Here is a 25,540-nt window from a genome sequence, read left to right as displayed (position 1 = left end):
CGGTTGTGATCATTGGACGAGAATTGCCTGCGCCAGTTCAAGGTCGCTGGCATGAAGTTCGGGGGTGTGCTGGCGCAGTGCGTTCAGGGCGGCTTCCAGCTGTGCGCCACGCAGGGCGCCGTCGCTGGCGACGAAGGCGGCGGCATCGTCGTGGGCGGCCAGGATCAGCTTGCGATCGAACGGGGCGGTGGTCACCTTGCTGGTGGCGTAGCCCGCAATCACAAGGCTTTGAGTGGTCAGGTCGAAGGCCTGGGCGGCAGTCGACGCGCAGAGTGCGAGCAGCAGCGGTAGCAAATAACGCATGAGGTCTGGTTGGCTGTGAAATCAGGCGGCAAGGCTATCCCAATGCGCGGGTGGGGACCAGCGCAGGGTACCCGGCTTTTACACGTTGTTACGTGTACCGGGCCCTTGCGCGGTTCAGATGGCCAGGATCGCCTGGGCCAGTTGGGCGTCGGAAGCCTGCAGGGTCGGGGCCTGCTGGCGGATGTGGGCGAAGGCGCTTTCCAGTTTCACACCGCGGATGGCGCCCTGGCTGGCGACGAAGCTGGCGGCGTCGTCACGGGCGGCGCGCACGATCTTGTCATCGCGCAGCGATGAGGAGGCATCGGAGGTCGCGTTGGTGGAGGCGGCAACGCCACGCACCACGGTATCGGTGGTGACCACGAAGCTGGATGCGTGGGCAGTGGAGGCCAGGGCCAGCAGCATTGCGGCGCCAAGCAGGCGGGTACGGGACATGGTCGATCTCCTGAATATGGGCCCGGCTATTATGCAGCAGGTGGTGCAGCGGCGTCTGCTTCGCCGGTTCCTGCAGCGCAGCTGTACGATTGTACTGGTGGTATTTTGGTTTATAAAAACTGTACTGGTATGGGGTTCGAATGCTCTGGCACGGGCCTTTCAAACAAAAAACCCGTCAGCAGTCACCTGCGACGGGTTTTTGAATTCGGGGTGCCGGCGTTGGCCGGCGGGCCCTGCATCAACGCCAGAAAGGCTTGCTCAGCTCTTCGTAACGTTGTGCTTCGCTGATACCGGCATCAGCCAGCAGACGCGAGTCCAGGCGAGCCAGTTGGTGGCGGCTGGCGATGCGGCGTTGCCACAGCATCAGGTTGGCCAGCAGGCGCAGTGGCAGCGAACCCTGGGATTGTTGAGCGTTGTTTTCAAAAGCCAGATCGGAACTGAGTGTACGTTCCATGGTGTCATCCTTCCGCTTGTGGCGGCATTAGGTAGTGATTTAACTGATGCCAATGATCCTCCTGTGTCGTCCATAACAGTAGATACAGTTCACCTGCATTGTGATGGGCCAGTTAACTGTTTATGCAGACTGTTGCACTCGGATTGGACGCAACTGTACCGGTCCGCACTGAAACGGTGCAATTTAGGGCCAATGAGGGGATTTTGCGTAGGAAGGTACCGTCAAAACTCCGGTACAGTAGAACAGTTTGTGTAACGGTTGAGCGGGGCAACTGTACAGCCGGTGCGCATTGCGCGCCACCGGCTGTACAGGGACGGCTTCAGCTGGCCAGCATGCGCCCGGTTTCTTCCAGGTTTTCATGCCACTGCAGGGCTTCGCGCAGGATGTGCGGGGTGTGCCCACCCTTTTCGCAGGCGCGGGTGAAGTAGTCGTTCAGTGCGTCGCGGTAGTCCGGGTGCACACAGTTGTCGATGATCACCCGGGCGCGCTCGCGCGGCGCCAGGCCACGCAGGTCGGCCAGGCCCTGCTCGGTGACGAGGATGTCCACGTCGTGCTCGGTGTGGTCCACATGGCTGACCATCGGTACCACGCTGGAGATCGCGCCGCCCTTGGCGATGGACTTGGTGACGAAGATCGCCAGGTGCGCGTTGCGCGCGAAGTCGCCCGAGCCACCGATGCCGTTCATCATGCGCGTGCCGCACACGTGGGTGGAGTTGACGTTGCCGTACAGGTCGAACTCCAGTGCGGTGTTGATGCCGATGATGCCCAGGCGCCGTACCACTTCAGGGTGGTTGGAGATTTCCTGCGGACGCAGCACCAGCTTGTCCTTGTAGCGCTCCAGGTTGCCGAACACGTCGGCGTTGCGACGGGTCGACAGGGTGATGGAACTGCCCGAGGCAAAGCTCAGCTTGCCGGCGTCGATCAGATCGAAGGTCGAGTCCTGCAGCACTTCGGAGTACATGGTCAGGTCTTCGAACGGCGAGTCGATCAGACCGCACATCACCGCGTTGGCGATGCTGCCGATGCCGGCCTGCAGTGGGCCGAGCTTGTTGGTCATGCGCCCGGCGTCGACTTCCTGCTTGAGGAAATTGATCAGGTGGTTGGCGATACCCTGGGTTTCGTCGTCCGGCGGCAATACGGTGGACGGCGAGTCCGCCTGCTCGGTGATGACGATGCCGACGATCTTGGCCGGGTCGATCGGGATCGCGGTGCTGCCGATGCGGTCATCGACTTTCACCAGCGGGATCGGCGTGCGGGTCGGCCGGTAGGTCGGGATATAGATGTCATGCAGGCCTTCGAGGTTGGCGTTGTGCGCCATGTTGATCTCGACGATGACCTGCTTGGCGAAAATGGCGAAGCTGGCCGAGTTGCCCACGGAGGTGGTCGGCACGATGTGGCCGTCTTCGGTGATCGCGACCGCTTCGATGACCGCGATGTCCGGCAGCTTGAGCTGCTGGTTGCGCAGTTGCTCGACGGTTTCCGACAGGTGCTGGTCGATGAACATCACCTTGCCGTCGTTGATGGCCTTGCGCAGGGTGCTGTCGACCTGGAACGGCATGCGACGGGCCAGCACACCGGCTTCGGTCAGCTGCTTGTCGAGGTCGTTGCCCAGGCTGGCGCCGGTCATCAGGCTGATTTTCAGCGGCGACAGCTTGGCTCGCTCGGCCAGTGCGTGGGGCACGGCCTTGGCTTCGCCGGCACGGGTGAAACCGCTCATGCCGACGGTCATGCCGTCCTCGATCAAACCTGCGGCATCGGCCGCACTCATTACCTTGCTGTGCAAAGAGGACAAGCGAATACGATCACGGTACATGGATTATTATCTCGGGCTACTAAAGCTAGATGCGCAGTCTATTGATTTCGCCTGTCGGCGTCCCGCGACCAAGGTCGAATGCGAAGGCCTGAAGTAGAGCCTTCTGTCGGCTGGGCGGGCACGAAAAAGCCCCAGCCGGTACCGCGCTGGGGCTATTTGTCACAGCCTTTTCAAGGGCTTATTCCACGGCTTTGACCATGTCTTCGATGACCTTCTTGGCATCGCCGAACACCATCATGGTCTTGTCCAGGTAGAACAGTTCGTTGTCCAGGCCGGCATAGCCGCTGGCCATGGAGCGCTTGTTGACGATGATGGTCTTGGCCTTGAAGGCTTCGAGGATCGGCATGCCGGCAATCGGCGACTTGGGATCGTTCTTGGCCGCCGGGTTGACCACGTCGTTGGCACCGAGCACCAGTACCACGTCGGCCTGGCCGAACTCGGAGTTGATGTCGTCCATCTCGAACACCTGGTCGTAGGGCACTTCGGCCTCGGCCAGCAGCACGTTCATGTGCCCGGGCATGCGCCCCGCCACCGGGTGGATCGCGTACTTCACGGTCACGCCGTTGTGGGTGAGCTTTTCGGTCAGTTCCTTGAGCGCATGCTGGGCACGGGCCACCGCCAGGCCGTAGCCGGGCACGATGATCACGGTGTCGGCGTTGCTCAGCAGGAAGGTGGCGTCGTCGGCCGAACCGGATTTCACCGGGCGCGCCTCCTTGGCACCGGCCGGGCCGGCCGCTTCTGCGGCGCCGCCGAAACCGCCGAGGATCACGTTGAAGAACGAACGGTTCATCGCCTTGCACATGATGTACGAGAGGATCGCGCCGCTCGAACCCACCAGCGAACCGGCAATGATCAGCATCGAGTTGTTCAGCGAGAAGCCGATGCCCGCCGCTGCCCAGCCCGAATAGCTGTTGAGCATCGAGACCACCACCGGCATGTCGGCGCCGCCGATCGGGATGATGATCAGCACACCCATCACGAAGGCCAGGGCCAGCATCAGGGCGAAGGCGGTCAGGTTGCCGGTGAAGGTGAAGATCAGGCCCAGGGCGATGGTGGCCAGGCCCAGCACCAGGTTGAGCTTGTGCTGGCCGCTGAACTGTACCGGCGCGCCCTGGAACAGGCGGAACTTGTACTTGCCCGACAGCTTGCCGAAGGCGATGACCGAACCCGAAAAGGTGATCGCACCAATGGCGGCGCCAAGGAACAGCTCCAGGCGGTTGCCGACCGGAATCGGGTCGCTGATGCTGGCCACGATGCCCAGCGACTGTGGCTCGACCACGGCCGCGATGGCGATGAACACGGCCGCCAGGCCGATCATGCTGTGCATGAAGGCGACCAGTTCCGGCATCTTGGTCATTTCGACGCGTTTGGCCATGATCGAGCCGGCAGTGCCGCCCACCAGCAGGCCGACGATCACGTAGCCGATGCCGTCGGTGGCCAGCTGCGCGCCCAGTTTGTAGATCAGGCCGACAGTGGTGATCACCGCCAGGGCCATGCCGAGCATGCCGAACAGGTTGCCGCGCCGCGAGGTGGTCGGGTGCGACAGGCCCTTGAGCGCCTGGATGAAGCACACCGAGGCGACAAGGTAGAGCAGGGTTACCAGGTTCATGCTCATGTTTACTTCTTCCCCTCAGCCTTCGCGGCCTTTTTCTTGAACATCTCCAGCATGCGCCGGGTGACGAGGAAACCGCCGAACACGTTGACCGCTGCCAGGGCCACCGCGAGGGTGCCCATGGTCTTGCCGAGCGGGGTCACGGTCAGCGCGGCGGCCAGCATGGCGCCGACGATGACGATGGCGGAGATGGCGTTGGTGACCGCCATCAGCGGGGTGTGCAGCGCCGGGGTCACGTTCCATACCACGTGGTAGCCCACATAGATGGCCAGCACGAAGATGATCAGGTTGTAGACGCCGTGAGAGATCAGCATGTCTTCCATTGTCTGGCTCCTTATCCGTTCTTGCGGATGACCTGGCCGTCGCGGCACATCAGGCACGCGGCGACGATGTCGTCTTCGAGGTTGATCGTGAGGGCGCCGTCCTTGTCGAACAGCAGCTTCATGAAGTCGAGCAGGTTGCGTGCATACAGGGCCGAGGCGTCCGCACCGACCTGGGCTGGCAGATTGGTGGGGCCGACGATGGTCACGCCGTTCTCGATCACCACCTGGTCGGCCACGGTCAGCGGGCAGTTGCCGCCCTGCGCGGCGGCAAGGTCGATGACCACCGAGCCCGGCTTCATCTGCGCCACGGTTTCGGCGCTGAGCAGGGTCGGTGCCTTGCGCCCGGGGATCAGCGCGGTGGTGATGACGATGTCGGCCTGTCTGGCGCGTTCGTGCACGGCCTGGGCCTGACGCTGCATCCAGCTGGCGGGCATGGGCCGCGCGTAGCCGCCGACGCCTTCGGCGCACTCGCGTTCCTCATCGGTTTCATACGGCACGTCGATGAACTTGGCGCCGAGCGATTCGATCTGCTCCTTCACCGCCGGGCGCACGTCCGAGGCCTCGATCACCGCACCCAGGCGCTTGGCCGTGGCAATGGCCTGCAGGCCGGCCACACCGGCGCCCAGGATGAGTACGCGGGCAGCCTTAACGGTGCCTGCGGCAGTCATCAGCATCGGCATGAAGCGTGGGTAGTGATGCGCGGCCAGCAGCACGGCCTTGTAGCCGGCGATGTTGGCCTGCGATGACAGCACGTCGAGGCTCTGCGCGCGGGAGGTGCGCGGCGCGGCTTCGAGAGCGAAGGCGGTGATCCCGCGTTCGGCCATCCTGGCAATCACGTCATTGTTGAACGGGTTGAGCATGCCCACCAGAACGGTGCCGCTGTTGATCTGGCCCAGTTCGCTTTCGTTGGGCGCCACAACCTTGAGTACAAGCTGTGCGCCAAACGCATCGGCAGCGCTGCCGATGGTCGCGCCTGCTGCTTCATAGGCACTGTCGGGCACGCTGGCATTGACGCCCGCGCCACGTTGCACAGTGACCTGATGACCCTGGCCGATCAGTTTCTTGATGGTTTCGGGGGTGGCAGCGACACGTGTCTCGCCCGTCTGCGTTTCGAGAGGAACACCAATGTGCACGTCAATTTCTCCTGCGTGATCTTTTGTTGGTAAACCAGCGCACTGCGGATGGTGCGTCTGGGGCGGCCGATCAGCACGATCCCGCCCTGAATCCGGGCGGGGCGCGGCATTTTGCAGGCGATCCTGAATCGCTTCAACCGGTTCTGAAGGGTGACGAACGATAAACTACAAGTCACCCTGTGACCGAATGTCGCAATAAACGGCCTGAAGCCCGCGAACCGTGGGCTTCAGGGACATTACGCAAAATTTGAAATTTTTTCAGACAAATTTCGCGAAAGCGCATTTGTGCACAGGCTTTATGTCGCGAAGGCCCCGTAAACAGCAGGGTTAAGGGGTGTTTTGGCGTGCACCGGAACAGTCTGCTCATTTGCGACATTTTCGTATATCTGTAGGGCTCGATATTTGCTGACTACGGGGTCAACAAACCGCTCTGATCCTTGTGCTGCGCGGCATAGCGCTGGGCCTCGGCTACCAGCCAGTCGCGAAAAGCACGCAGCGAGGCGGATTCCACCTTGCGCTCCGGGATCATCAGGTAGTACGCCTTGATGCTCGACAGCGCATGCGGGTTGGCAATCACCAGCCTGCCCTCCCCCAGTTCATGCTGGATGAGAAAGGGCGGGATCAACGCCACGCCCATCTCGTGCATGGCGGCCTGGGCCAACATCGAGAATAGCTCATAGCGCGGGCCGGTCATGTCGCGGGCCACGTTCATTTCCAGGCTGTTGAACCACTGGCGCCAGGCATAGGGTCGGGTGGTCTGCTGCAGCAGCGGCAGTTGCGCGAGGTCCTCGGCGCTAAGGCTAGCCTGCCCTGCCAGCAAGGCCGGGCTGCACACCGGCACGGGGTTCTCGCCCATCAGGCGGTGGGACTGGGTACCCGACCAGTCGGCGTCGCCAAAATAGATGGCGGCGTCGAAGTGGGTGTCGGCGAAAAGGAACGGACGGGTGCGGTTGGTCAGGTTGACGGTGACTTCGGGGTGCAGGCGCTGAAAGTCCTTCAGTCGCGGCAGCAGCCATTGCGTGCCGAAGGTCGGTACCAGGGCCAGTTCGATCACGTTGGCGCCCTGCTGGCCCATCACCGACAGGGTATCGCGCTCCACCGCGTCCAGCTGGGTGGCGACGCGGCGGCTATAGGACAGGCCGGCTTCGGTGAGCTTCACGCCACGGCGCGAGCGTCGAAACAGCTCCACATTCAGAAACTCCTCCAGCCCGCCCACCTGTCGGCACACCGCGCCCTGGGTCAGGGAGAGCTCCTGGGCCGCCTTGGTAAAGCTTTCGTGGCGGGCTGCAGCCTCGAAGCACACCAGGGCCGTGGTGCTGGGGATCTTGCGCCGCATATACGTCAACCTCACTAATCAGTCGTAAAAATGGCGGTTGGTGCCGTTACGAAGTGAGAAATTATCACAAGACTATGCGCAATCCTCGTTTGTCGCCACGCCCGTTACGGCCTAGGATCAACCCACGACAAAACGTTTCCGAGGATTCGCACATGGCTGGCAAGGCAAGCTTCAACTGGATCGACCCGCTGCTGCTCGATCAGCAGCTCACCGAAGAAGAGCGCATGGTGCGTGACAGCGCGTTCCACTTCGCCCAGGACAAGCTCGCCCCGCGTGTGCTCGAAGCCTTCCGCCATGAGCAGACCGACCCGGCGATCTTCCGTGAAATGGGCGAGGTTGGCCTGCTGGGTGCGACCATCCCCGAGCAGTACGGCGGCAGCGGCCTCAACTATGTGTGCTACGGCCTGATTGCCCGTGAAGTGGAGCGTATCGACTCCGGCTATCGCTCGATGATGAGCGTGCAGTCTTCGCTGGTGATGGTGCCGATCAACGAATTCGGTACCGAGGCGCAGAAGCAGAAGTACCTGCCCAAGCTGGCCAGCGGCGAGTGGATCGGCTGCTTCGGTCTCACCGAGCCCAACCATGGCTCCGACCCGGGCTCGATGATCACCCGCGCCAGGAGCGTCGACGGTGGCTATCGCCTGAGCGGCAGCAAGATGTGGATCACCAACAGCCCGATCGCTGACGTGTTCGTGGTGTGGGCCAAGGACGATGCGGGCGACATTCGCGGCTTCGTGCTGGAGAAAGGCTGGGAAGGCCTGAGTGCCCCGGCGATTCACGGCAAGGTCGGCCTGCGTGCCTCGATCACCGGCGAGATCGTGATGGACAACGTGTTCGTGCCTGAAGAAAACATCTTCCCGGATGTACGTGGCCTGAAGGGCCCGTTCACCTGCCTCAACTCGGCGCGCTATGGCATCTCCTGGGGCGCCCTGGGTGCAGCGGAAGCCTGCTGGCACACCGCGCGCCAATACACCCTGGACCGTCAGCAGTTCGGCCGCCCGTTGGCCGCCAACCAGCTGATCCAGAAGAAGCTGGCCGACATGCAGACCGAGATCACCCTGGCCCTGCAAGGTTGCCTGCGCCTGGGCCGCATGAAGGATGAAGGCACTGCTGCGGTCGAGATCACCTCGATCATGAAGCGCAACTCCTGCGGCAAGGCGCTGGACATCGCCCGCCTGGCCCGCGACATGCTGGGCGGCAATGGTATCTCCGACGAGTTCGGCGTGGCCCGCCACCTGGTCAACCTCGAGGTGGTCAACACCTATGAAGGTACCCATGACGTGCACGCGCTGATTCTGGGGCGTGCGCAAACCGGTCTGCAGGCTTTCTATTAATAAGGAGCCAGCCCATGGGCGCGCTATCTCATCTGCGGGTGCTGGATCTGTCGCGAGTGCTGGCCGGACCGTGGTCCGGACAGATCCTCGCGGACCTGGGGGCCGAGGTGATCAAGGTCGAGCGTCCCGGGGCGGGCGACGACACGCGCGCCTGGGGCCCGCCGTTTCTCAAGGACGCCTATGGCGAGAACACCAGTGAGGCGGCCTACTACCTTTCGGCCAACCGCAACAAGCAGTCGGTCACCATCGACTTCACCCAGCCCGAAGGCCAGCAACTGGTACGCGAGCTGGCGGCCAAGTCCGACATCCTGATCGAGAACTTCAAGGTTGGCGGGCTGGCGGCCTACGGGCTGGACTACGAAAGCCTGCGGGCGATCAACCCGCGGCTTATCTATTGCTCGATCACCGGCTTCGGCCAGACCGGACCCTACGCCAAGCGCGCTGGTTATGACTTCATGATCCAGGGCCTGGGTGGCCTGATGAGCCTTACCGGCCGCCCGGAGGGTGAGGACGGTGCGGGGCCGGTGAAGGTCGGGGTGGCGTTGACCGATATTCTCACCGGGCTGTATTCGACGGTGGCGATATTGGCCGCCCTCGCCCACCGGGATCACGATGGCGGCGGGCAACACATCGACATGGCGTTGCTGGATGTGCAGGTGGCTTGCCTGGCCAACCAGGCGATGAACTACCTGACCACGGGTGTTGCGCCGCGTCGCCTGGGTAATGCGCACCCGAACATCGTGCCTTACCAGGATTTTCCTACCGCCGATGGCGACTTCATCCTGACCGTGGGTAACGACGGGCAGTTTCGCAAGTTCGCCGAGGTGGCCGGCCAGCCGCAGTGGGCGGATGACCCGCGGTTTGCCACTAATAAACTGCGTGTGGCCAACCGCGCCGAGCTGATCCCGCTGATTCGCCAGGCCACGGTGTTCAAGACTACCGCCGAGTGGGTCAGCCAGCTGGAGCAGGCGGGTGTACCGTGCGGGCCGATCAACGACCTGGCGCAGATGTTCCAGGACCCTCAGGTGCAGGCGCGTGGCCTGGCCATAGAGATTCCTCACCCGTTGGCCGGCAGCGTGCCGCAGGTGGCCAGCCCTATTCGTTTGTCCGAGACGCCGGTGGAGTACCGCAATGCGCCGCCGCTGCTGGGGGAGCATACCGAACAGGTGCTGATGCAGGTGCTGGGGCTGAAGGGTGACGAGGTGCAGCGCCTGCGTGGCGCGGGTGTGCTGTAGGCGCCCTCTCCTATCTATATAGAGGGTGGCGAGGGCTGATTTGATAAAGTTTCAAATTAGCCCTTGACGCACGATTTAATCTCTCTATAATTCGCCCCACTTCCGGCGCAGTCGGAACGAAAAACTCCTTGAATATCAACGAGTTGGACGTTTCAGGTCAGGCTGGAGGTGCTTCGATCGAAAGATCGGCAGCGGTGAAAAAGGTGGTTGACAGCAGGTTGTAACGCTGTAGAATTCGCCTCCCGCTACGAGAGATCGAAGCGAGTCAAGTGTTTGAAGTGAAACGAAAAACTTCAAAATAAACGCTTGACAGGCTCTGAGGAAAGCGTAGAATGCGCGCCTCGGTTGAGACGAAAAGTTCTTGACCAACCGCTCTTTAACAATTGAATCAAGCAATTCGTGTGGGTGCTTGTGAGCTCAGACTGATAGTCAGAAAGATTATCAGCATCACAAGTGACTGCACGAAAATCGAAAGATTTGAAAGTAAGTCATTTGAGAATGCTGAGCCAAGTTTAGGGTTTTCTCAAAACCCAAGCAGTATTGAACTGAAGAGTTTGATCATGGCTCAGATTGAACGCTGGCGGCAGGCCTAACACATGCAAGTCGAGCGGATGAGAAGAGCTTGCTCTTCGATTCAGCGGCGGACGGGTGAGTAATACCTAGGAATCTGCCTGGTAGTGGGGGACAACGTTTCGAAAGGAACGCTAATACCGCATACGTCCTACGGGAGAAAGCAGGGGACCTTCGGGCCTTGCGCTATCAGATGAGCCTAGGTCGGATTAGCTAGTTGGTGAGGTAATGGCTCACCAAGGCTACGATCCGTAACTGGTCTGAGAGGATGATCAGTCACACTGGAACTGAGACACGGTCCAGACTCCTACGGGAGGCAGCAGTGGGGAATATTGGACAATGGGCGAAAGCCTGATCCAGCCATGCCGCGTGTGTGAAGAAGGTCTTCGGATTGTAAAGCACTTTAAGTTGGGAGGAAGGGCAGTAAGCGAATACCTTGCTGTTTTGACGTTACCGACAGAATAAGCACCGGCTAACTCTGTGCCAGCAGCCGCGGTAATACAGAGGGTGCAAGCGTTAATCGGAATTACTGGGCGTAAAGCGCGCGTAGGTGGTTCGTTAAGTTGGATGTGAAATCCCCGGGCTCAACCTGGGAACTGCATCCAAAACTGGCGAGCTAGAGTAGGGCAGAGGGTGGTGGAATTTCCTGTGTAGCGGTGAAATGCGTAGATATAGGAAGGAACACCAGTGGCGAAGGCGACCACCTGGGCTCATACTGACACTGAGGTGCGAAAGCGTGGGGAGCAAACAGGATTAGATACCCTGGTAGTCCACGCCGTAAACGATGTCAACTAGCCGTTGGAATCCTTGAGATTTTAGTGGCGCAGCTAACGCATTAAGTTGACCGCCTGGGGAGTACGGCCGCAAGGTTAAAACTCAAATGAATTGACGGGGGCCCGCACAAGCGGTGGAGCATGTGGTTTAATTCGAAGCAACGCGAAGAACCTTACCAGGCCTTGACATCCAATGAACTTTCCAGAGATGGATTGGTGCCTTCGGGAACATTGAGACAGGTGCTGCATGGCTGTCGTCAGCTCGTGTCGTGAGATGTTGGGTTAAGTCCCGTAACGAGCGCAACCCTTGTCCTTAGTTACCAGCACGTTATGGTGGGCACTCTAAGGAGACTGCCGGTGACAAACCGGAGGAAGGTGGGGATGACGTCAAGTCATCATGGCCCTTACGGCCTGGGCTACACACGTGCTACAATGGTCGGTACAGAGGGTCGCCAAGCCGCGAGGTGGAGCTAATCTCACAAAACCGATCGTAGTCCGGATCGCAGTCTGCAACTCGACTGCGTGAAGTCGGAATCGCTAGTAATCGCGAATCAGAATGTCGCGGTGAATACGTTCCCGGGCCTTGTACACACCGCCCGTCACACCATGGGAGTGGGTTGCACCAGAAGTAGCTAGTCTAACCTTCGGGAGGACGGTTACCACGGTGTGATTCATGACTGGGGTGAAGTCGTAACAAGGTAGCCGTAGGGGAACCTGCGGCTGGATCACCTCCTTAATCGACGACATCAGCTGTCTCATAAGCTCCCACACGAATTGCTTGATTCATTGAAGAAGACGATTAGGTTAGCAACCTTCGATTGGGTCTGTAGCTCAGTTGGTTAGAGCGCACCCCTGATAAGGGTGAGGTCGGCAGTTCGAATCTGCCCAGACCCACCAATTTGCTGGGGCCATAGCTCAGCTGGGAGAGCGCCTGCCTTGCACGCAGGAGGTCAGCGGTTCGATCCCGCTTGGCTCCACCACCCCGCTTGCTAATTTGTCAAAGCTTAGAAATGAATATTCGCGTCGAATATTGATTTCTGAACTTTATCAGAATCGTTCTTTAAAAATTTGGGTATGTGATAGAAAGATAGACTGGACAGCACTTTCACTGGTGTGTGTTCAGGCTAAGGTAAAATTTGTGAGTAATTACAAGTTTTCGGCGAATGTTGTCTTCACAGTATAACCAGATTGCTTGGGGTTATATGGTCAAGTGAAGAAGCGCATACGGTGGATGCCTTGGCAGTCAGAGGCGATGAAAGACGTGGTAGCCTGCGATAAGCTTCGGGGAGTCGGCAAACAGACTTTGATCCGGAGATCTCTGAATGGGGGAACCCACCTGGCATAAGTCAGGTATCTTGTACTGAATACATAGGTGCAAGAGGCGAACCAGGGGAACTGAAACATCTAAGTACCCTGAGGAAAAGAAATCAACCGAGATTCCCTTAGTAGTGGCGAGCGAACGGGGACTAGCCCTTAAGTGGCTTTGAGATTAGCGGAACGCTCTGGAAAGTGCGGCCATAGTGGGTGATAGCCCTGTACGCGAAAATCTCTTAGTCATGAAATCGAGTAGGACGGAGCACGAGAAACTTTGTCTGAATATGGGGGGACCATCCTCCAAGGCTAAATACTACTGACTGACCGATAGTGAACCAGTACCGTGAGGGAAAGGCGAAAAGAACCCCGGAGAGGGGAGTGAAATAGATCCTGAAACCGTATGCGTACAAGCAGTGGGAGCCTACTTGTTAGGTGACTGCGTACCTTTTGTATAATGGGTCAGCGACTTATATTCAGTGGCGAGCTTAACCGAATAGGGGAGGCGTAGCGAAAGCGAGTCTTAATAGGGCGTTTAGTCGCTGGGTATAGACCCGAAACCGGGCGATCTATCCATGGGCAGGTTGAAGGTTAGGTAACACTGACTGGAGGACCGAACCGACTACCGTTGAAAAGTTAGCGGATGACCTGTGGATCGGAGTGAAAGGCTAATCAAGCTCGGAGATAGCTGGTTCTCCTCGAAAGCTATTTAGGTAGCGCCTCATGTATCACTGTAGGGGGTAGAGCACTGTTTCGGCTAGGGGGTCATCCCGACTTACCAAACCGATGCAAACTCCGAATACCTACAAGTGCCGAGCATGGGAGACACACGGCGGGTGCTAACGTCCGTCGTGAAAAGGGAAACAACCCAGACCGTCAGCTAAGGTCCCAAAGTTATGGTTAAGTGGGAAACGATGTGGGAAGGCTTAGACAGCTAGGAGGTTGGCTTAGAAGCAGCCACCCTTTAAAGAAAGCGTAATAGCTCACTAGTCGAGTCGGCCTGCGCGGAAGATGTAACGGGGCTCAAACCATACACCGAAGCTACGGGTATCACTTAGGTGATGCGGTAGAGGAGCGTTCTGTAAGCCTGTGAAGGTGAGTTGAGAAGCTTGCTGGAGGTATCAGAAGTGCGAATGCTGACATGAGTAACGACAATGGGAGTGAAAAACTCCCACGCCGAAAGACCAAGGTTTCCTGCGCAACGTTAATCGACGCAGGGTTAGTCGGTCCCTAAGGCGAGGCTGAAAAGCGTAGTCGATGGAAAACAGGTTAATATTCCTGTACTTCTGGTTATTGCGATGGAGGGACGGAGAAGGCTAGGCCAGCTTGGCGTTGGTTGTCCAAGTTTAAGGTGGTAGGCTGAGATCTTAGGTAAATCCGGGATCTTAAGGCCGAGAGCTGATGACGAGTTGCCATTAGGCGACGAAGTGGTTGATGCCATGCTTCCAAGAAAAGCTTCTAAGCTTCAGGTAACCAGGAACCGTACCCCAAACCGACACAGGTGGTTGGGTAGAGAATACCAAGGCGCTTGAGAGAACTCGGGTGAAGGAACTAGGCAAAATGGCACCGTAACTTCGGGAGAAGGTGCGCCGGTGAGGGTGAAGGACTTGCTCCGTAAGCTCATGCCGGTCGAAGATACCAGGCCGCTGCGACTGTTTATTAAAAACACAGCACTCTGCAAACACGAAAGTGGACGTATAGGGTGTGACGCCTGCCCGGTGCCGGAAGGTTAATTGATGGGGTTAGCTAACGCGAAGCTCTTGATCGAAGCCCCGGTAAACGGCGGCCGTAACTATAACGGTCCTAAGGTAGCGAAATTCCTTGTCGGGTAAGTTCCGACCTGCACGAATGGCGTAACGATGGCGGCGCTGTCTCCACCCGAGACTCAGTGAAATTGAAATCGCTGTGAAGATGCAGTGTATCCGCGGCTAGACGGAAAGACCCCGTGAACCTTTACTATAGCTTTGCACTGGACTTTGAATTTGCTTGTGTAGGATAGGTGGGAGGCTTTGAAGCGTGGACGCCAGTCTGCGTGGAGCCATCCTTGAAATACCACCCTGGCAACTTTGAGGTTCTAACTCAGGTCCGTTATCCGGATCGAGGACAGTGTATGGTGGGTAGTTTGACTGGGGCGGTCTCCTCCTAAAGAGTAACGGAGGAGTACGAAGGTGCGCTCAGACCGGTCGGAAATCGGTCGTAGAGTATAAAGGCAAAAGCGCGCTTGACTGCGAGACAGACACGTCGAGCAGGTACGAAAGTAGGTCTTAGTGATCCGGTGGTTCTGTATGGAAGGGCCATCGCTCAACGGATAAAAGGTACTCCGGGGATAACAGGCTGATACCGCCCAAGAGTTCATATCGACGGCGGTGTTTGGCACCTCGATGTCGGCTCATCACATCCTGGGGCTGAAGCCGGTCCCAAGGGTATGGCTGTTCGCCATTTAAAGTGGTACGCGAGCTGGGTTTAGAACGTCGTGAGACAGTTCGGTCCCTATCTGCCGTGGACGTTTGAGATTTGAGAGGGGCTGCTCCTAGTACGAGAGGACCGGAGTGGACGAACCTCTGGTGTTCCGGTTGTCACGCCAGTGGCATTGCCGGGTAGCTATGTTCGGAAGAGATAACCGCTGAAAGCATCTAAGCGGGAAACTTGCCTCAAGATGAGATCTCACTGGAGCCTTGAGCTCCCTGAAGGGCCGTCGAAGACTACGACGTTGATAGGTTGGGTGTGTAAGCGCTGTGAGGCGTTGAGCTAACCAATACTAATTGCCCGTGAGGCTTGACCATATAACACCCAAGCAATTTGCGTCGAAAGGCCAGATTGCGGTGTTGTGAAGACACAGTAAGCCGAAGATTTGTAACTCACAAACATCACATACCCGATTCGCTGGAGTGTCTGAACAAGACCTTCTGGCAACAGAATTTCTTGACGACCATAGAGCATTGGAACCACCTGATCCCATCCCGAACTCAGTAGTGAAACGATGCATCGCCGATGGTAGTGTGGGGTTTCCCCATGTGAGAGTAGGTCATCGTCAAGATTAAATTCCGAAACCCCTATCTGCATCTGCAGGTAGGGGTTTTGTCTTTAGAGTAGAAGCATCAAGAATTCGCCGGCACGTCGCAATGTACGGGCCAGCACACAGAATTTCTTGACGACCATAGAGCATTGGAACCACCTGATCCCATCCCGAACTCAGCAGTGAAACGATGCATCGCCGATGGTAGTGTGGGGTTTCCCCATGTGAGAGTAGGTCATCGTCAAGATTCAATTCCAGAACCCCTGTCTGCGCTGCAGACAGGGGTTTTGTCTTTTCAGGGGCTAGGGTAGCGGGTTGTTCCTGCCACCCTCTGCATCGGCCAGGCCGGCCCCTGCACTCAATGGGCTGCAGGAGCCGACCTTCAGTCTATGCAGTGCGCCGAGTCCGGCCACTGCGCCGCGCCAGCAACTTGCGCCACCAGATATACACCCCTGTCACCGACAGCACCGCGATCACTACCCCCAGCACCGCGATCATCACCTGACCTGTAGTGCCGAGGATCCTGCCGCCATGTATGGGTAGTTGCAGCCGGTAGAAGCGTTCCCCGAGGGTGCCCTGGCCAGCGATCTCCTGCCCCAGCAGGCGCCCGTCGGTGCCATGGAAGAACAACCACGACTTGCCCTGGGCATCGGTGTCGTGCTGTCCGAAACCGGCGCCATAGAAGTTGTACTCGAAGCTGTAGTACAACTCGCCGATCGGCGCCGTCAGCCCCAGCCGCTGGCCCTCCTGCTGCGCCAGCTGATGGGCTTGATGCCATGTCAGCTGGGTCTGCCCCAGTTCTTCTCTGGGCAGCCTGCCACGGGCCTCATAGACGCTTGGTTCCACCGGCGAGAACAGCGACACTGCCGGCTTGAACACCTGGCTGGGCAGGTTCATCGCCACACTGCTGACGGCCACCGGCAACAGCAGCAGCCACAGCCACAAGCCCCCAGCCCTGTGGATATCCATGTTCAGTCGATACGCATGCCCGCCCTTGATCTTCCAGGCCGTGCTCCATTTGCGCCAGAACGGACGACCACGGGGCAGGGTCAGCAGCAGGGCGATGAAGCAGTCGAGCACCCACAGGATCGCCACCACGCCCATCAGCCACAGCCCCCAGTTGCCCGGCAGGGTCAGGTTGTAGTGCAGCTCGAGGACGAACGGCATGAAGTTCTCCCGCGAGAAACAGCACTCGCCCCAGTAGCGCTGGCCCAACGTCTGGCCGCTGACCGGGTCGAGGTAGAACACCGTGTTTTTCTCGGCATACGGCTTGTCGGTGGCCGGGTCGTTGCGCGGCACCATCGCCAGCAACGCCGAATGGCCGGGCTCGTCGGGGTATTCCATGTACCACACCTGCAGGCGCGGGTGTTCGGCCTGCACTTTGTCCACCAGGTTGCCGGGGTCCTGGCGGGGGCCTTGCGCCGGGGCTTCATAGAACGAAGGGTTCAGCCATTCGTCGATCTCGTGGTTGAACGCCAGCACGCTCCCGGTGAGCCCTGCCAGGGCGAGGAACAGCGCGGTGGCCAGGCCGATATAGCGGTGCAGCAATACGTAGAGGTGGCGCATACAAAGGGATTCCAGATCAGGTCGCCAGATGCGACAAAGCCAGCGCCTGGAATCAGGCACTGGCTTTGCGGCTCACGGGGGTGTGGTCAGAACTGATAGCTGACCGTGGCGCTGACATTGCGCTCTTCACCCATGTAGCAGTAGTTCAGGCTCGCGCACGAGGCGATGTAGCTCTCGTTGGTGAGGTTGTTGGCATTGAGCCGCACATCCACGCCCTTGAGCCCGACCTTGCCCAGGTCGTAGCCCACCGACGCATCGAACAGGGTGTACGACGGTACCTTCATGGTGTTTTCCGCATCCACCCAGCTGTGGCCCACGTAACGCACGCCACCGCCTACGCGCACACCGTCCAGCACCCCCTGGCGGAAGTTGTAGTCCGCCCACAGCGAGGCCATGTGCTTTGGCGCCTGGGTTGGCGAGTTGCCCTTGTTGTCGAGTGTGCTGCCAGCCAGGGTGCTCGGCATCGTCTTGCTGTACTCGATGTCGGTGAAGGTGTAGCTGCCCAGCACCTTGAGGTTCTCGCTCAACTGCATGTGCGCTTCCAGCTCCAGACCCTGGGAGCGTACCTGCCCGACCGGGTAGTAGAAGTCGTCCTGCGGCTGTTTGGTGGCCAGGTTTTCCTGCTCGATGCGGAACACCGAGGCGGTGAACAGGTTGTCGGTGCCCGGCGGCTGGTACTTGATACCGGCCTCCCACTGGGTGCCTTCGGTCGGTGCCAGCGGGTTGCCGGCGGCATCGGCGTAGGAGTTGGGGTTGAACGACTCCGAATAGCTCAGGTAAGGCGCAATACCGTTGTCGAACAGGTACAGCACGCCCGCGCGGCCGGTGAGCTTGGTGCGGTCATCGCTGATCTTGGTGCCCAGTGGGCGGGTAGGCTCGGCGATACGATTCTCATCCGAGGTCTTCACCCAGTCCTGCCGCAGCCCCAGCGAGAAGCGCCACTTGTCCATCTCGATCAGGTCCTGGGCGTAGATGCCGGTCTGCTGCAGGCGCCGGGTGTAGCTGGTCGGTGCGTAATAGGTGATCTGCGAATTGCCGTACTGCGGGTTGAACGCATCGATCGACGCCAGGCCGCCGCTGCTCCAGTCCACCACGGTCTTGCGTCGCTGGTAGTCCAGGCCCACCAGCGTGGTGTGCTTGGCCGCGCCGGTGAAGTACTCGGCCTGCAGCATGTTGTCGATGATGTAGGAGTGCAGTTTCTCGTCGGCACCGGTGTAGTAGCGGTTCAGCTTGTTGCTGGTGGGCGACTCGTAGCCCCAGGCGTACACCTGGTCCATCTTCACCGTCGAGTCCAGGTAGCGGAAGTTCTGGCGTGCGGTGAACACGTCGTTGAAGCGATGCTCGAACTGGTAGCCGAACGACTGCTGATTGCGCTCGTAGCTGTCGATGCCCGGCTCGCCCTCGAAGAAGTGCTCCGAGATACGCTGGCCGTTGCGTTTGTGCAGCGCGCCATCGGCGGGCACGCCGGCGTGGTAGCCGCCTTCCGGATCGTTCTGCAGGTAGGCCTGCAAGGTCAGCGAGGTGTCCTCGGTGAAGTCGATGCTCAGGGTCGGCGCCAGCGCATAGCGCTTTTCTTCGTTGTGATCGAACTGGGTGTCGGACTGATGCGTCAGGCCGGTCAGGCGATAGGCGATACGCTTGTCGTCTTCCAGCGGGCCGCTGAAGTCGAAGCCCACCCCACGCTGGCCCTGGGTGCCGACGGTAGCCTGCACCTGGCGGAAGGTCTCGTACAGTGGCTTCTTGGTGGTCAGCGCCACCAGGCCACCTGGCGAACTGCGGCCATACAGCACCGACGACGGACCTTTGAGAATATCCACGCGCTCGAGGAAGTACGGGTCGATCTGCATGGTGCTGAAGGTGCCGCTGTCACCCATCGACTTCAGGCCGTCGATGTAGATGTTGTCCACCGAGCCATCGTTGAAGCCGCGCATGGCCACATAGTCATAGCGGTGGGTCGCGCCATACGGGTTGGTCAGCACGCCCGGGGTGTAGCGCATGGTCTGCGAGACCGTCTGCGCGCCCTGGTCGTCCATCTGCTGGCGGGTCACCACAGACACCGACTGCGAGGTCTCCAGCAGCGCGGTGCTGGTCTTGGTCGCGATCTGGCTGTGGGTGGCGTTGTAGCCCTCCATGCTGCCCAGCGCGTTGCCCAGGGCAAAGCCGCGCACGTCGGTGGTAGGCAATGCCAGTGCGGCGTCCTGCGGGGCCGCATGCAGCACATAACTGGTGCCATCCTGGCTCACCGCCTCCAGCCCCGTGCCATTGAGCAACTGGCGCATCGCCTGGTCGGTGGCGTAGCTGCCCTGCAGGCCGGGCGATTGCGCGCCCTGGGTCATCTGCGGGGTGCTCGACAGCGTGATGCCGGCCTGGCGTGCGAACTGGTTCAGCACCTCGTCCAGCGAGCCGGCGGGGATGTTGTACTGCTGGCTGGCGCTGCCCGCAGGTTCGGCCATCGCTACCATCGGCACGCTGGCCAGGCCCAGCGCGGTACCGAACAGTGCGGCGCGCACCGCCTTGCCCAGGCGTGAATCTAAGAGAGGTTGAAACTCATTACTGTCAGTGAGCCGCGGCTGGGCCAGGGTATCGCGCATGAAGAGCATCCGTAGGGTCGGTAAGGGCAGAAGGGAGTCGCTTACTGTCCTAGCCGGACGTGCCGACAAAACCCGCCAAAAAAATCAGCGCATCACGCCTGGCGTTCCAGGCGTACCCACCAGCGCGTGCGATAGCTGACATGCACCGGCAGGGTCTGCGGCAGCAGGTGCAGCAGCTTGTCGGTGTCTTCCAGGCGGAACACCCCGGACAGGCGCAGGTTGGCGATATCGTCGGAGCAGCTCAGGTAGCCGTGGCGGTAGCGCGCCACCTCGTCGATGAAGTCCCCCAGGCGCATGTTGCGCGTGACGATCAGGCCATCGGCCCAGGCACCGGGGTCCATGTTCTGCTGCGCCACGGGTGTGGCGCCCTGGGCATTCACCAGAAAGGCTTCGCCAGCAGCCACCCATTGCAGCCCGGCGGGGCCGGGGTGATGGATCGCCACCTTGCCCTGGCTGACCGTGACGCGGGTGCAGTCGCGCTCCTGGCGCACCACGAAGCGCCCATCGAAGCCTTCGAGCAGCGCATCGCGGCTCTGCACCAGCAACGGCCGCCCAGCCGGGCCGAGCGGGTGTTCGGCGCAGGTCAGCATCAACTCCCCGTGCTTGAGGCGCACCAGGCGCTGGCGGCTGTCGAAGGCCAGGTCCGCGGCGGTATGGGTATTGAGATTGAGCAGGCTGCCATCGGGCAGGCGGACGCTGCGCCGCTCGCCGGTGGCCGTGGCGAAATCCGAGGTCCACGGGTCGAGCAGGCCAACGTCCTTGCTGACCCAGGCCGCTGAGCCAAGCATCACCACGCCGCCCAGCAGCTTCAGGGCCTGGCGCCGGTGCAGCCGCTGCTGGCTGTTCTCCAGGGTCTGCAGGGCGACGACACCGGCGCCCGGCACCGCACGCAGGTTCATTTCCTGCTGCAGGCTGTGCACCCGTTGCCAGGCCAGTTCGTGCTCGTGGCTGGCGCTGCGCCACTGCTCGCACTGGGCCTGCAACTGCGGGCTGGCGCCGTTCTCGCGCACCCGCAGCATCCAGTGAATGGCCTGCTTGACCACGCGCGGGCTAGGGTTCATAGCGCAGCAGGTAGCAGTGATAGAGGGCGTCGGCCACATACCGCTCCACCGAGCGCAGCGAGATACCCATCTGCTCGGCGATCTGCTTGTGGCTCAACCCTTCGCACTGGGCCAGCAGGAACGCGGTGCGCACCTTGGGCCTGAGGCCGTCGAGCAGGCACGCAATGCGTTCCAGTAGCTCCAGCAGCAGCTCGCGGGTCTCCGCTGATGGCACCTCGGCCTCGGGCAGCTGCGCCAGGGCTTCGAGGTAGGCACGCTGCAGCTCTTCGCGGCGCCAGTGATCGATCACCAGCCCGCGCGCGATGGTGCGCAGAAACGCACGCGGCGCATTCAGCTCCAGTTGTTCGCGCCGCTGCAGCAGGCGCACGAAGGTGTCCTGGGCCAGGTCCGCGGCATCGGCCGCATTGCCCAGGCGGCAGCGCAGCCAGGTGTTCAGCCAGCTGTGGTGTTGCTGATAGAGCCTGTGCACAGAGTCGTGGGAGGACATGAAGGCGCGCTGCAACCAAGGTCATAAATGATAATTAGTCTCATTGTTATGGGGCCTTGCGCAATTTGCAACCACTGACCGACCCGGCGGCGCGTTCAGCCCTGCGGCTGGCTGGCCAGGTACTGCCTGATGGCCTGCATGCCCTTGTCCAGGTGCTGGGTCAGAAGCTGTACAGCATCGTCCACCTGGCCGGCCTGGGCTGCGTCCACCAGCGCGATGTGATCGTCCTGGGTCAGCTTGCCCAGCCCCATCGACGACAGATGAAACCGCAGGAAGCGCGCCTCTTCGCTCAACTCGTTGTCGATCAGGCGCAGCAACTTCTGATTGGGCGCCTTGCGGTACAGGGCCATGTGCAACAGGCGGTTGAGCTGGCCCATCTCGGCGTGCCGGGTCTCGTTCTGCAGTTGCTCGATGTAGCCCCGGGCCAGGGCGATGTCCTCGGCGTCCAGCAGCGGGATCGACTGGCGCAGCGCCTCGCTCTCCAGGATCACCCGCAGCCCGTAGGAGTCCATTGCATCTTCGCTGATCAGCGGGGCCACCACCGCGCCCTTGTGCGCAACCACCTGCAGCAGCGACTGCGCCTCCAGCTGACGCAGGGCCTCGCGCACCGGCATGCGGCTGACCCCGAACAGCGTCGCCAGCTCCTGTTGGCGCAACGCCATGCCGGGTGCCAGGCGTCCGTCGAGGATGGCGCTGCGCAGGCGCTCTTCGATCACGCTGCGCGCCAGGTGAGCAGGCACCTGCTCGTCACCCAGAATGCTCAGGAGTTTGATTTTTTCGGCCACGCTGACTGCCCTGCTAGCAAAGATTGGATCCAATGACCCTAGTGATGACGGTTGCGCCTGTCAAATTCAGGCCGGCGCGGGCCTGCGGGCGTTCGCGGCGGCTATCCTGAATGAAGTCGCAGCGCTTTGGAAGCTTGCCGCCGTGCGCCATTGTCTTTTGCCCGCCCAGCCTGCACCATCGCGATTCCACGATCTGCATGGACCGCCGGCCTTGGTGATACGTTGGGCTTTGCCTCTGACCCCGCGCCGGGCTGGCCTGGCGCTGTTGCTCGGCTGCGTATTGCTGGGCAACCTGCGCGCGGACTGGGACTTTTCCCAGATCAGCCGCAAGGCCCAGGCCCTGTACGGCCCCCTTGGTGCCGGCCAGCAGCGTATCGATGCCTGGCAGCAGTTGCTTGCCACCCAGCGCCAGGGCAGCGAAGCCGAGCGCCTGCAGGTGGTCAACCAGTTCTTCAATCGCCAGTTGCGCTACGTCGAAGACCCCGAACTGTGGCAGCAGGCCGACTACTGGTCCACCCCGATCCAGTCACTGATCAAGGGCGCCGGCGACTGCGAAGACTACGCCATCGCCAAGTATTTCAGCCTGCGCCGCCTGGGTATCCCCAGCGAGAAACTGCGCATTACCTACGTCAAGGCGCTGCGCCAGAATCGCGCGCACATGGTCCTGACCTACTATTCCACTCCAGAGGCGATGCCGCTGGTGCTCGACAGCCTGATCGACACCATCGAGCCGGCCAGCCAGCGCACCGACCTGCTGCCGGTGTATGCCTTCAATGGCGAGGGCCTGTGGCTGACCGGGGCGGGTGGCAATCGCAAGGTCGGCGACAGCAAGCGCCTGTCGCGCTGGCAGGATCTGTTGAAGAAGATGCAGGCCGAGGGGTTTCCCACCGAGCCGGCTTACTGAGGATTGCGGATGTCACTGTTCAAGCAATTGTTGCTCGCCATCTGCCTGTTTCTGGTGGTCGCCTTCAGCGGCAGCTTCATGGTCGGCCTGGAAAGCTCGCGCAGCCAGTACGTCAATCAGCTGCGCGCGCATGCGCAGGACGCCGCCACCGCGCTGGCGCTGTCGCTCACGCCGAACATCGACGACCCGGCAATGGTCGAGCTGATGGTCAGCTCCATCTTCGACAGCGGCTACTACGCCAGCATCCGCGTGATCGACCTGGGCCCCAATGCCCTGCTGGTGGAGCGTCACGCCGAGCCGGACAGCAGCGGTGTGCCGGCCTGGTTCATCCGCCTGATCAACCTGGAGCCGGCCGGCGGCGATGCCATCGTCAGCCGCGGCTGGCAGCAGGCGGCGCGGGTCGAGGTGGTCAGCCACCCGATGTTCGCCCTGGCCAAGCTGTGGCGCAGCGCGCTCGGCAGCTTGGCCTGGCTGCTGGCCTGCGGGGTGGTCAGTGCACTGCTGGGGGCGCTGCTGCTGCGCCGTCAGCTGCGACCGCTGGACTACCTGGTGGCGCAGTCCCAGGCCATTGCGCGTCGCGAGTTCCTCAGTGCGCCGCGCCTGCCGCGCACCCCGGAGCTGCGCCGGGTGGTGCAGGCCATGAACCAGATGGTCGAGAAACTCAAGGCGCTGTTTCTCGAGGAGGCCCAGCGCAGTGAAGCCCTGCGCGCCGAGGCCTGGCAGGACAGCCTGACCGGCCTGGGCAACCGGCGCTTCTTCGAGATGCAGCTGTCTGCCCGGCTCAGCGCCCAGGACGATAGCCCCGGCTACCTGATGCTGGTGCACGTGCAGGACCTGGCCGGGCTCAACCTGCGCCTGGGCGGCCAGCGCACCGATGCCCTGCTGCAGGCTCTTGCGCAGCAGGTGCAGCGGGTGTGCGCGCACTATCCCAAAACCCTCGACCTGATCGCCCGTAGCCGTGGCGGCGAGTTCGCCGTGCTGGCACCGGGGCTGGTGCATGACGAGGCCGTGCACCTGGCCCAGGAACTGGAGCAGACCCTGCACAGCCTGTACGACACCGGTGCTTCCGACCGTAACCCGGTGGCCTGGATCGGCCTGGCCCCCTATAGCCCGGGCGACGCCCCGCAGGCCCTGCTCGAGCGTTGCGACGAAGCCCTGGCCCAGGCGCAGAGCCAGCAGCTGCCGACGTGGGTCTGCCTGCCCGCGCACGCCCCGGCGCTGCTGGACCACGACTGGCATGCCCTGCTGCAACACGCCCTCGACCAGCGCCGCTTCGAGCTGTTCTTCCAGCCGGTGGTGGCGACGCACGAGCTGGGCTGCGTATTGCAGTACAAGGTGCTGTCGCGCCTGCCCGACGGGCATGGGCAAACCCTCCCCGCCGGACGCTTCCTGCCCTGGCTCGAGCGTTTCGGCTGGTCGATCCGGCATGACCTGCTGATGCTCGAACAGGTGCTGGCCCACCTGCAGCGCCATGACCAGGCGCTGGCGCTGAACCTGTCGGCGGCCACCCTGGCCGACCCCCAGGCGTTGCAGGCGGTGTACGGGCTGCTGGGGCGTCATGCGGCGCTGGGCCCGCGCCTGACCCTGGAGATCGGCGAAGAGCAGTTGCCCGACCAGGCCGCGCTCGAGCATCTGGCACGGCAACTGGGCGCGCTGGGCTTCAAGCTGAGCCTGCAGCACTTTGGCGGGCGCTTCAGCATGATCGGCAACCTGGCGCACCTGGGCCTGGCGTACCTCAAGGTCGACGGCAGCTTCATCCGCGCCATCGATCAGGAGCCGCACAAGCGCCTGTTCATCGAGGCGATCCAGCGCGCAGCGCACAGCATCGACCTGCCATTGATTGCCGAGCGGGTGGAAACCGAAGGTGAACTGGAGGTGCTGCGCGAAATGGGGATTTTCGGGGTGCAGGGGCGCTTGATCGGCGAGCCCCGGCCCTGGGCGCCGTAGTGGCTTCTTCGCCGGCCAGGCCGGCGCCTGCAGGCGGCGGTGAACCCCGCAGGCGCCTGCCTGGCCGGCGAAGCTGCTAGATCAACGGCCGCTCCTCATCGATCAGCTTGTTCAAACCCCCCATGGTCTGGCGCGCGCTCGAACGGCTGAGCAGCTTGGCCTGTGCGCTCGCCGGCAGGTCGGTGATGCTGATCACGCCCTTGCTGGTCAGTACCTCGATCAAGTCCTCCAGCACCCGGATCATGTCCAGGTCGCTCTGCTGCAGCTTCTTGGCAAACCAGGCCTGGGCCTCCGGCGAATCGTTGGGCAGTGCTTCGTTCTCCTCGGCAAAGGGCGTCGACTCCAACCGCACGATCTGCCCACGGGTGTCGCGTTGCACATAAAACATGGCTTTTCCCCCTGATGACATCTGCTTGATGGCCTCAGCAGCATAGGCCACGCGAGGCGGACAACCCTCTCTATGCTTATTCTCTAAAGGTATTTAAATTATTTTTCTTATGCATTTATATTTATTTCCACGCGCAGTTACCGACCCGACACGTGGGAGTGAAAAG

18 protein-coding genes, 2 tRNA genes and 4 rRNA genes are annotated in these 25,540 nt (G+C 61.1%); 10 read left to right on the top strand and 14 right to left on the bottom strand.

Going from position 1 to position 25,540, the window contains the following annotated elements; translation table 11 throughout:
• Positions 1-9: 9 nt before the first annotated feature.
• The 8 genes from V9K84_RS21335 to V9K84_RS21300 form a co-directional block, all read right to left on the bottom strand.
• Positions 10-303: a DUF2388 domain-containing protein gene (locus tag V9K84_RS21335; RefSeq protein WP_054916009.1), complete on the bottom strand. Its 294-nt coding sequence runs from the start codon at positions 301-303 to the stop codon at positions 10-12.
• A gap of 114 nt (positions 304-417) precedes the next feature.
• Entirely contained in the window at positions 418-735 is a 318-nt protein-coding gene (locus V9K84_RS21330) for a DUF2388 domain-containing protein (protein WP_043862329.1), read from the bottom strand.
• 238 nt (positions 736-973) lie between these two features.
• Positions 974-1,189 (bottom strand): DUF1127 domain-containing protein, encoded by a 216-nt coding sequence (locus tag V9K84_RS21325; RefSeq protein WP_043862330.1) that lies wholly within the window; start codon positions 1,187-1,189, stop codon positions 974-976.
• A 319-nt stretch (positions 1,190-1,508) separates the two neighbouring features.
• On the bottom strand, positions 1,509-3,002 hold the full coding sequence (locus tag V9K84_RS21320) for an acetyl-CoA hydrolase/transferase family protein (protein ID WP_043862331.1): 1,494 nt from the start codon (positions 3,000-3,002) through the stop codon (positions 1,509-1,511).
• Between the two features lie 178 nt (positions 3,003-3,180).
• Positions 3,181-4,617 (bottom strand): NAD(P)(+) transhydrogenase (Re/Si-specific) subunit beta, encoded by a 1,437-nt coding sequence (locus V9K84_RS21315; protein ID WP_043862332.1) that lies wholly within the window; start codon positions 4,615-4,617, stop codon positions 3,181-3,183.
• A gap of 2 nt (positions 4,618-4,619) precedes the next feature.
• Positions 4,620-4,937: an NAD(P) transhydrogenase subunit alpha gene (locus V9K84_RS21310; RefSeq protein WP_043862333.1), complete on the bottom strand. Its 318-nt coding sequence runs from the start codon at positions 4,935-4,937 to the stop codon at positions 4,620-4,622.
• A gap of 11 nt (positions 4,938-4,948) precedes the next feature.
• Positions 4,949-6,070, bottom strand: a complete 1,122-nt coding sequence (locus V9K84_RS21305; RefSeq protein WP_043862334.1) for a Re/Si-specific NAD(P)(+) transhydrogenase subunit alpha — start codon at positions 6,068-6,070, stop codon at positions 4,949-4,951.
• Between the two features lie 409 nt (positions 6,071-6,479).
• Positions 6,480-7,406, bottom strand: coding sequence for a LysR family transcriptional regulator (locus V9K84_RS21300; RefSeq protein ID WP_054916008.1), 927 nt, complete (start codon positions 7,404-7,406; stop codon positions 6,480-6,482).
• Positions 7,407-7,558: 152 nt separating this feature from the next.
• Between V9K84_RS21300 and V9K84_RS21295 the strand changes: the two genes are divergently transcribed.
• The 8 genes from V9K84_RS21295 to rrf (V9K84_RS21260) all read left to right on the top strand — a co-directional run bounded on the left by V9K84_RS21295 (position 7,559) and on the right by rrf (V9K84_RS21260) (position 15,892).
• Positions 7,559-8,740: an acyl-CoA dehydrogenase gene (locus V9K84_RS21295; RefSeq protein ID WP_054916007.1), complete on the top strand. Its 1,182-nt coding sequence runs from the start codon at positions 7,559-7,561 to the stop codon at positions 8,738-8,740.
• 14 nt (positions 8,741-8,754) lie between these two features.
• Entirely contained in the window at positions 8,755-9,975 is a 1,221-nt protein-coding gene (locus tag V9K84_RS21290; RefSeq protein WP_043862337.1) for a CaiB/BaiF CoA-transferase family protein, read from the top strand.
• Between the two features lie 542 nt (positions 9,976-10,517).
• A 16S ribosomal RNA gene (locus tag V9K84_RS21285) occupies positions 10,518-12,054 on the top strand.
• A gap of 84 nt (positions 12,055-12,138) precedes the next feature.
• A tRNA-Ile gene (locus tag V9K84_RS21280) sits at positions 12,139-12,215 on the top strand.
• A gap of 7 nt (positions 12,216-12,222) precedes the next feature.
• Positions 12,223-12,298 (top strand) — tRNA-Ala (locus V9K84_RS21275).
• A gap of 224 nt (positions 12,299-12,522) precedes the next feature.
• Positions 12,523-15,412, top strand: a 23S ribosomal RNA gene (locus V9K84_RS21270).
• Between the two features lie 138 nt (positions 15,413-15,550).
• Positions 15,551-15,666: ribosomal RNA gene (gene rrf / locus V9K84_RS21265) — 5S ribosomal RNA — on the top strand.
• Positions 15,667-15,776: 110 nt separating this feature from the next.
• Positions 15,777-15,892, top strand: a 5S ribosomal RNA gene (rrf, locus tag V9K84_RS21260).
• Together the 16S, 23S and 5S rRNA genes with 2 tRNA genes alongside form the textbook arrangement of a ribosomal RNA operon.
• A gap of 140 nt (positions 15,893-16,032) precedes the next feature.
• Here the strand turns inward: rrf (V9K84_RS21260) and V9K84_RS21255 are convergent.
• The 5 genes from V9K84_RS21255 to V9K84_RS21235 form a co-directional block, all read right to left on the bottom strand.
• On the bottom strand, positions 16,033-17,211 hold the full coding sequence (locus V9K84_RS21255; protein WP_088513908.1) for a PepSY domain-containing protein: 1,179 nt from the start codon (positions 17,209-17,211) through the stop codon (positions 16,033-16,035).
• 86 nt (positions 17,212-17,297) lie between these two features.
• Positions 17,298-19,802 carry a TonB-dependent siderophore receptor gene (locus V9K84_RS21250; protein ID WP_088513907.1) on the bottom strand — a complete coding sequence of 835 codons (2,505 nt, stop codon included), beginning with the start codon at positions 19,800-19,802 and terminating at the stop codon, positions 17,298-17,300.
• 92 nt (positions 19,803-19,894) lie between these two features.
• Positions 19,895-20,863, bottom strand: a complete 969-nt coding sequence (locus V9K84_RS21245; protein ID WP_043861333.1) for a FecR family protein — start codon at positions 20,861-20,863, stop codon at positions 19,895-19,897.
• Entirely contained in the window at positions 20,853-21,350 is a 498-nt protein-coding gene (locus V9K84_RS21240; protein WP_054915945.1) for a sigma-70 family RNA polymerase sigma factor, read from the bottom strand. Before V9K84_RS21240 ends, V9K84_RS21245 begins: the two co-directional genes overlap by 11 nt.
• Before the next feature lie 95 nt (positions 21,351-21,445).
• On the bottom strand, positions 21,446-22,135 hold the full coding sequence (locus V9K84_RS21235; RefSeq protein ID WP_088513906.1) for a GntR family transcriptional regulator: 690 nt from the start codon (positions 22,133-22,135) through the stop codon (positions 21,446-21,448).
• Positions 22,136-22,346: 211 nt separating this feature from the next.
• Here V9K84_RS21235 and lapG point away from each other — a divergent pair, with 211 nt between their 5' ends.
• Both lapG and lapD read left to right on the top strand, forming a co-directional pair.
• Positions 22,347-23,039: a cysteine protease LapG gene (gene lapG, locus V9K84_RS21230; RefSeq protein WP_088513905.1), complete on the top strand. Its 693-nt coding sequence runs from the start codon at positions 22,347-22,349 to the stop codon at positions 23,037-23,039.
• A 9-nt stretch (positions 23,040-23,048) separates the two neighbouring features.
• Positions 23,049-24,986 (top strand): cyclic di-GMP receptor LapD, encoded by a 1,938-nt coding sequence (gene lapD / locus V9K84_RS21225; protein WP_088513904.1) that lies wholly within the window; start codon positions 23,049-23,051, stop codon positions 24,984-24,986.
• A gap of 76 nt (positions 24,987-25,062) precedes the next feature.
• On the opposite strand, the gene V9K84_RS21220 is transcribed toward lapD, so the two are convergent.
• The gene (locus V9K84_RS21220) at positions 25,063-25,374 is read right to left on the bottom strand and encodes a hypothetical protein (protein WP_043861329.1); all 312 of its coding nucleotides are present in this window, start codon (positions 25,372-25,374) and stop codon (positions 25,063-25,065) included.
• Positions 25,375-25,540: the final 166 nt, after the last annotated feature.

Origin of the sequence: Pseudomonas sp. AE27, from assembly GCF_037113495.1 — a bacterium.
Classification (GTDB): Bacteria; Pseudomonadota; Gammaproteobacteria; order Pseudomonadales; family Pseudomonadaceae; genus Aquipseudomonas; species Aquipseudomonas palmensis.
Note: the sequence above shows the minus strand (reverse complement) of the source record. Positions and strands in the feature narration are given on the sequence as shown.

Bases quoted from the DNA above. Each gene is read 5' to 3' on its own strand.
- V9K84_RS21335 (WP_054916009.1), bottom strand. From the start codon at position 303: ATGCGTTATTTGCTACCGCTGCTGCTCGCACTCTGCGCGTCGACTGCC.
- V9K84_RS21330 (WP_043862329.1), bottom strand. From the start codon at position 735: ATGTCCCGTACCCGCCTGCTTGGCGCCGCAATGCTGCTGGCCCTGGCC.
- V9K84_RS21325 (WP_043862330.1), bottom strand. From the start codon at position 1,189: ATGGAACGTACACTCAGTTCCGATCTGGCTTTTGAAAACAACGCTCAA.
- V9K84_RS21320 (WP_043862331.1), bottom strand. From the start codon at position 3,002: ATGTACCGTGATCGTATTCGCTTGTCCTCTTTGCACAGCAAGGTAATG.
- V9K84_RS21315 (WP_043862332.1), bottom strand. From the start codon at position 4,617: ATGAGCATGAACCTGGTAACCCTGCTCTACCTTGTCGCCTCGGTGTGC.
- V9K84_RS21310 (WP_043862333.1), bottom strand. From the start codon at position 4,937: ATGGAAGACATGCTGATCTCTCACGGCGTCTACAACCTGATCATCTTC.
- V9K84_RS21300 (WP_054916008.1), bottom strand. From the start codon at position 7,406: ATGCGGCGCAAGATCCCCAGCACCACGGCCCTGGTGTGCTTCGAGGCT.
- V9K84_RS21295 (WP_054916007.1), top strand. From the start codon at position 7,559: ATGGCTGGCAAGGCAAGCTTCAACTGGATCGACCCGCTGCTGCTCGAT.
- V9K84_RS21290 (WP_043862337.1), top strand. From the start codon at position 8,755: ATGGGCGCGCTATCTCATCTGCGGGTGCTGGATCTGTCGCGAGTGCTG.
- V9K84_RS21255 (WP_088513908.1), bottom strand. From the start codon at position 17,211: ATGCGCCACCTCTACGTATTGCTGCACCGCTATATCGGCCTGGCCACC.
- V9K84_RS21250 (WP_088513907.1), bottom strand. From the start codon at position 19,802: ATGCGCGATACCCTGGCCCAGCCGCGGCTCACTGACAGTAATGAGTTT.
- V9K84_RS21245 (WP_043861333.1), bottom strand. From the start codon at position 20,863: ATGAACCCTAGCCCGCGCGTGGTCAAGCAGGCCATTCACTGGATGCTG.
- V9K84_RS21240 (WP_054915945.1), bottom strand. From the start codon at position 21,350: ATGTCCTCCCACGACTCTGTGCACAGGCTCTATCAGCAACACCACAGC.
- lapD (WP_088513904.1), top strand. From the start codon at position 23,049: ATGTCACTGTTCAAGCAATTGTTGCTCGCCATCTGCCTGTTTCTGGTG.
- V9K84_RS21220 (WP_043861329.1), bottom strand. From the start codon at position 25,374: ATGTTTTATGTGCAACGCGACACCCGTGGGCAGATCGTGCGGTTGGAG.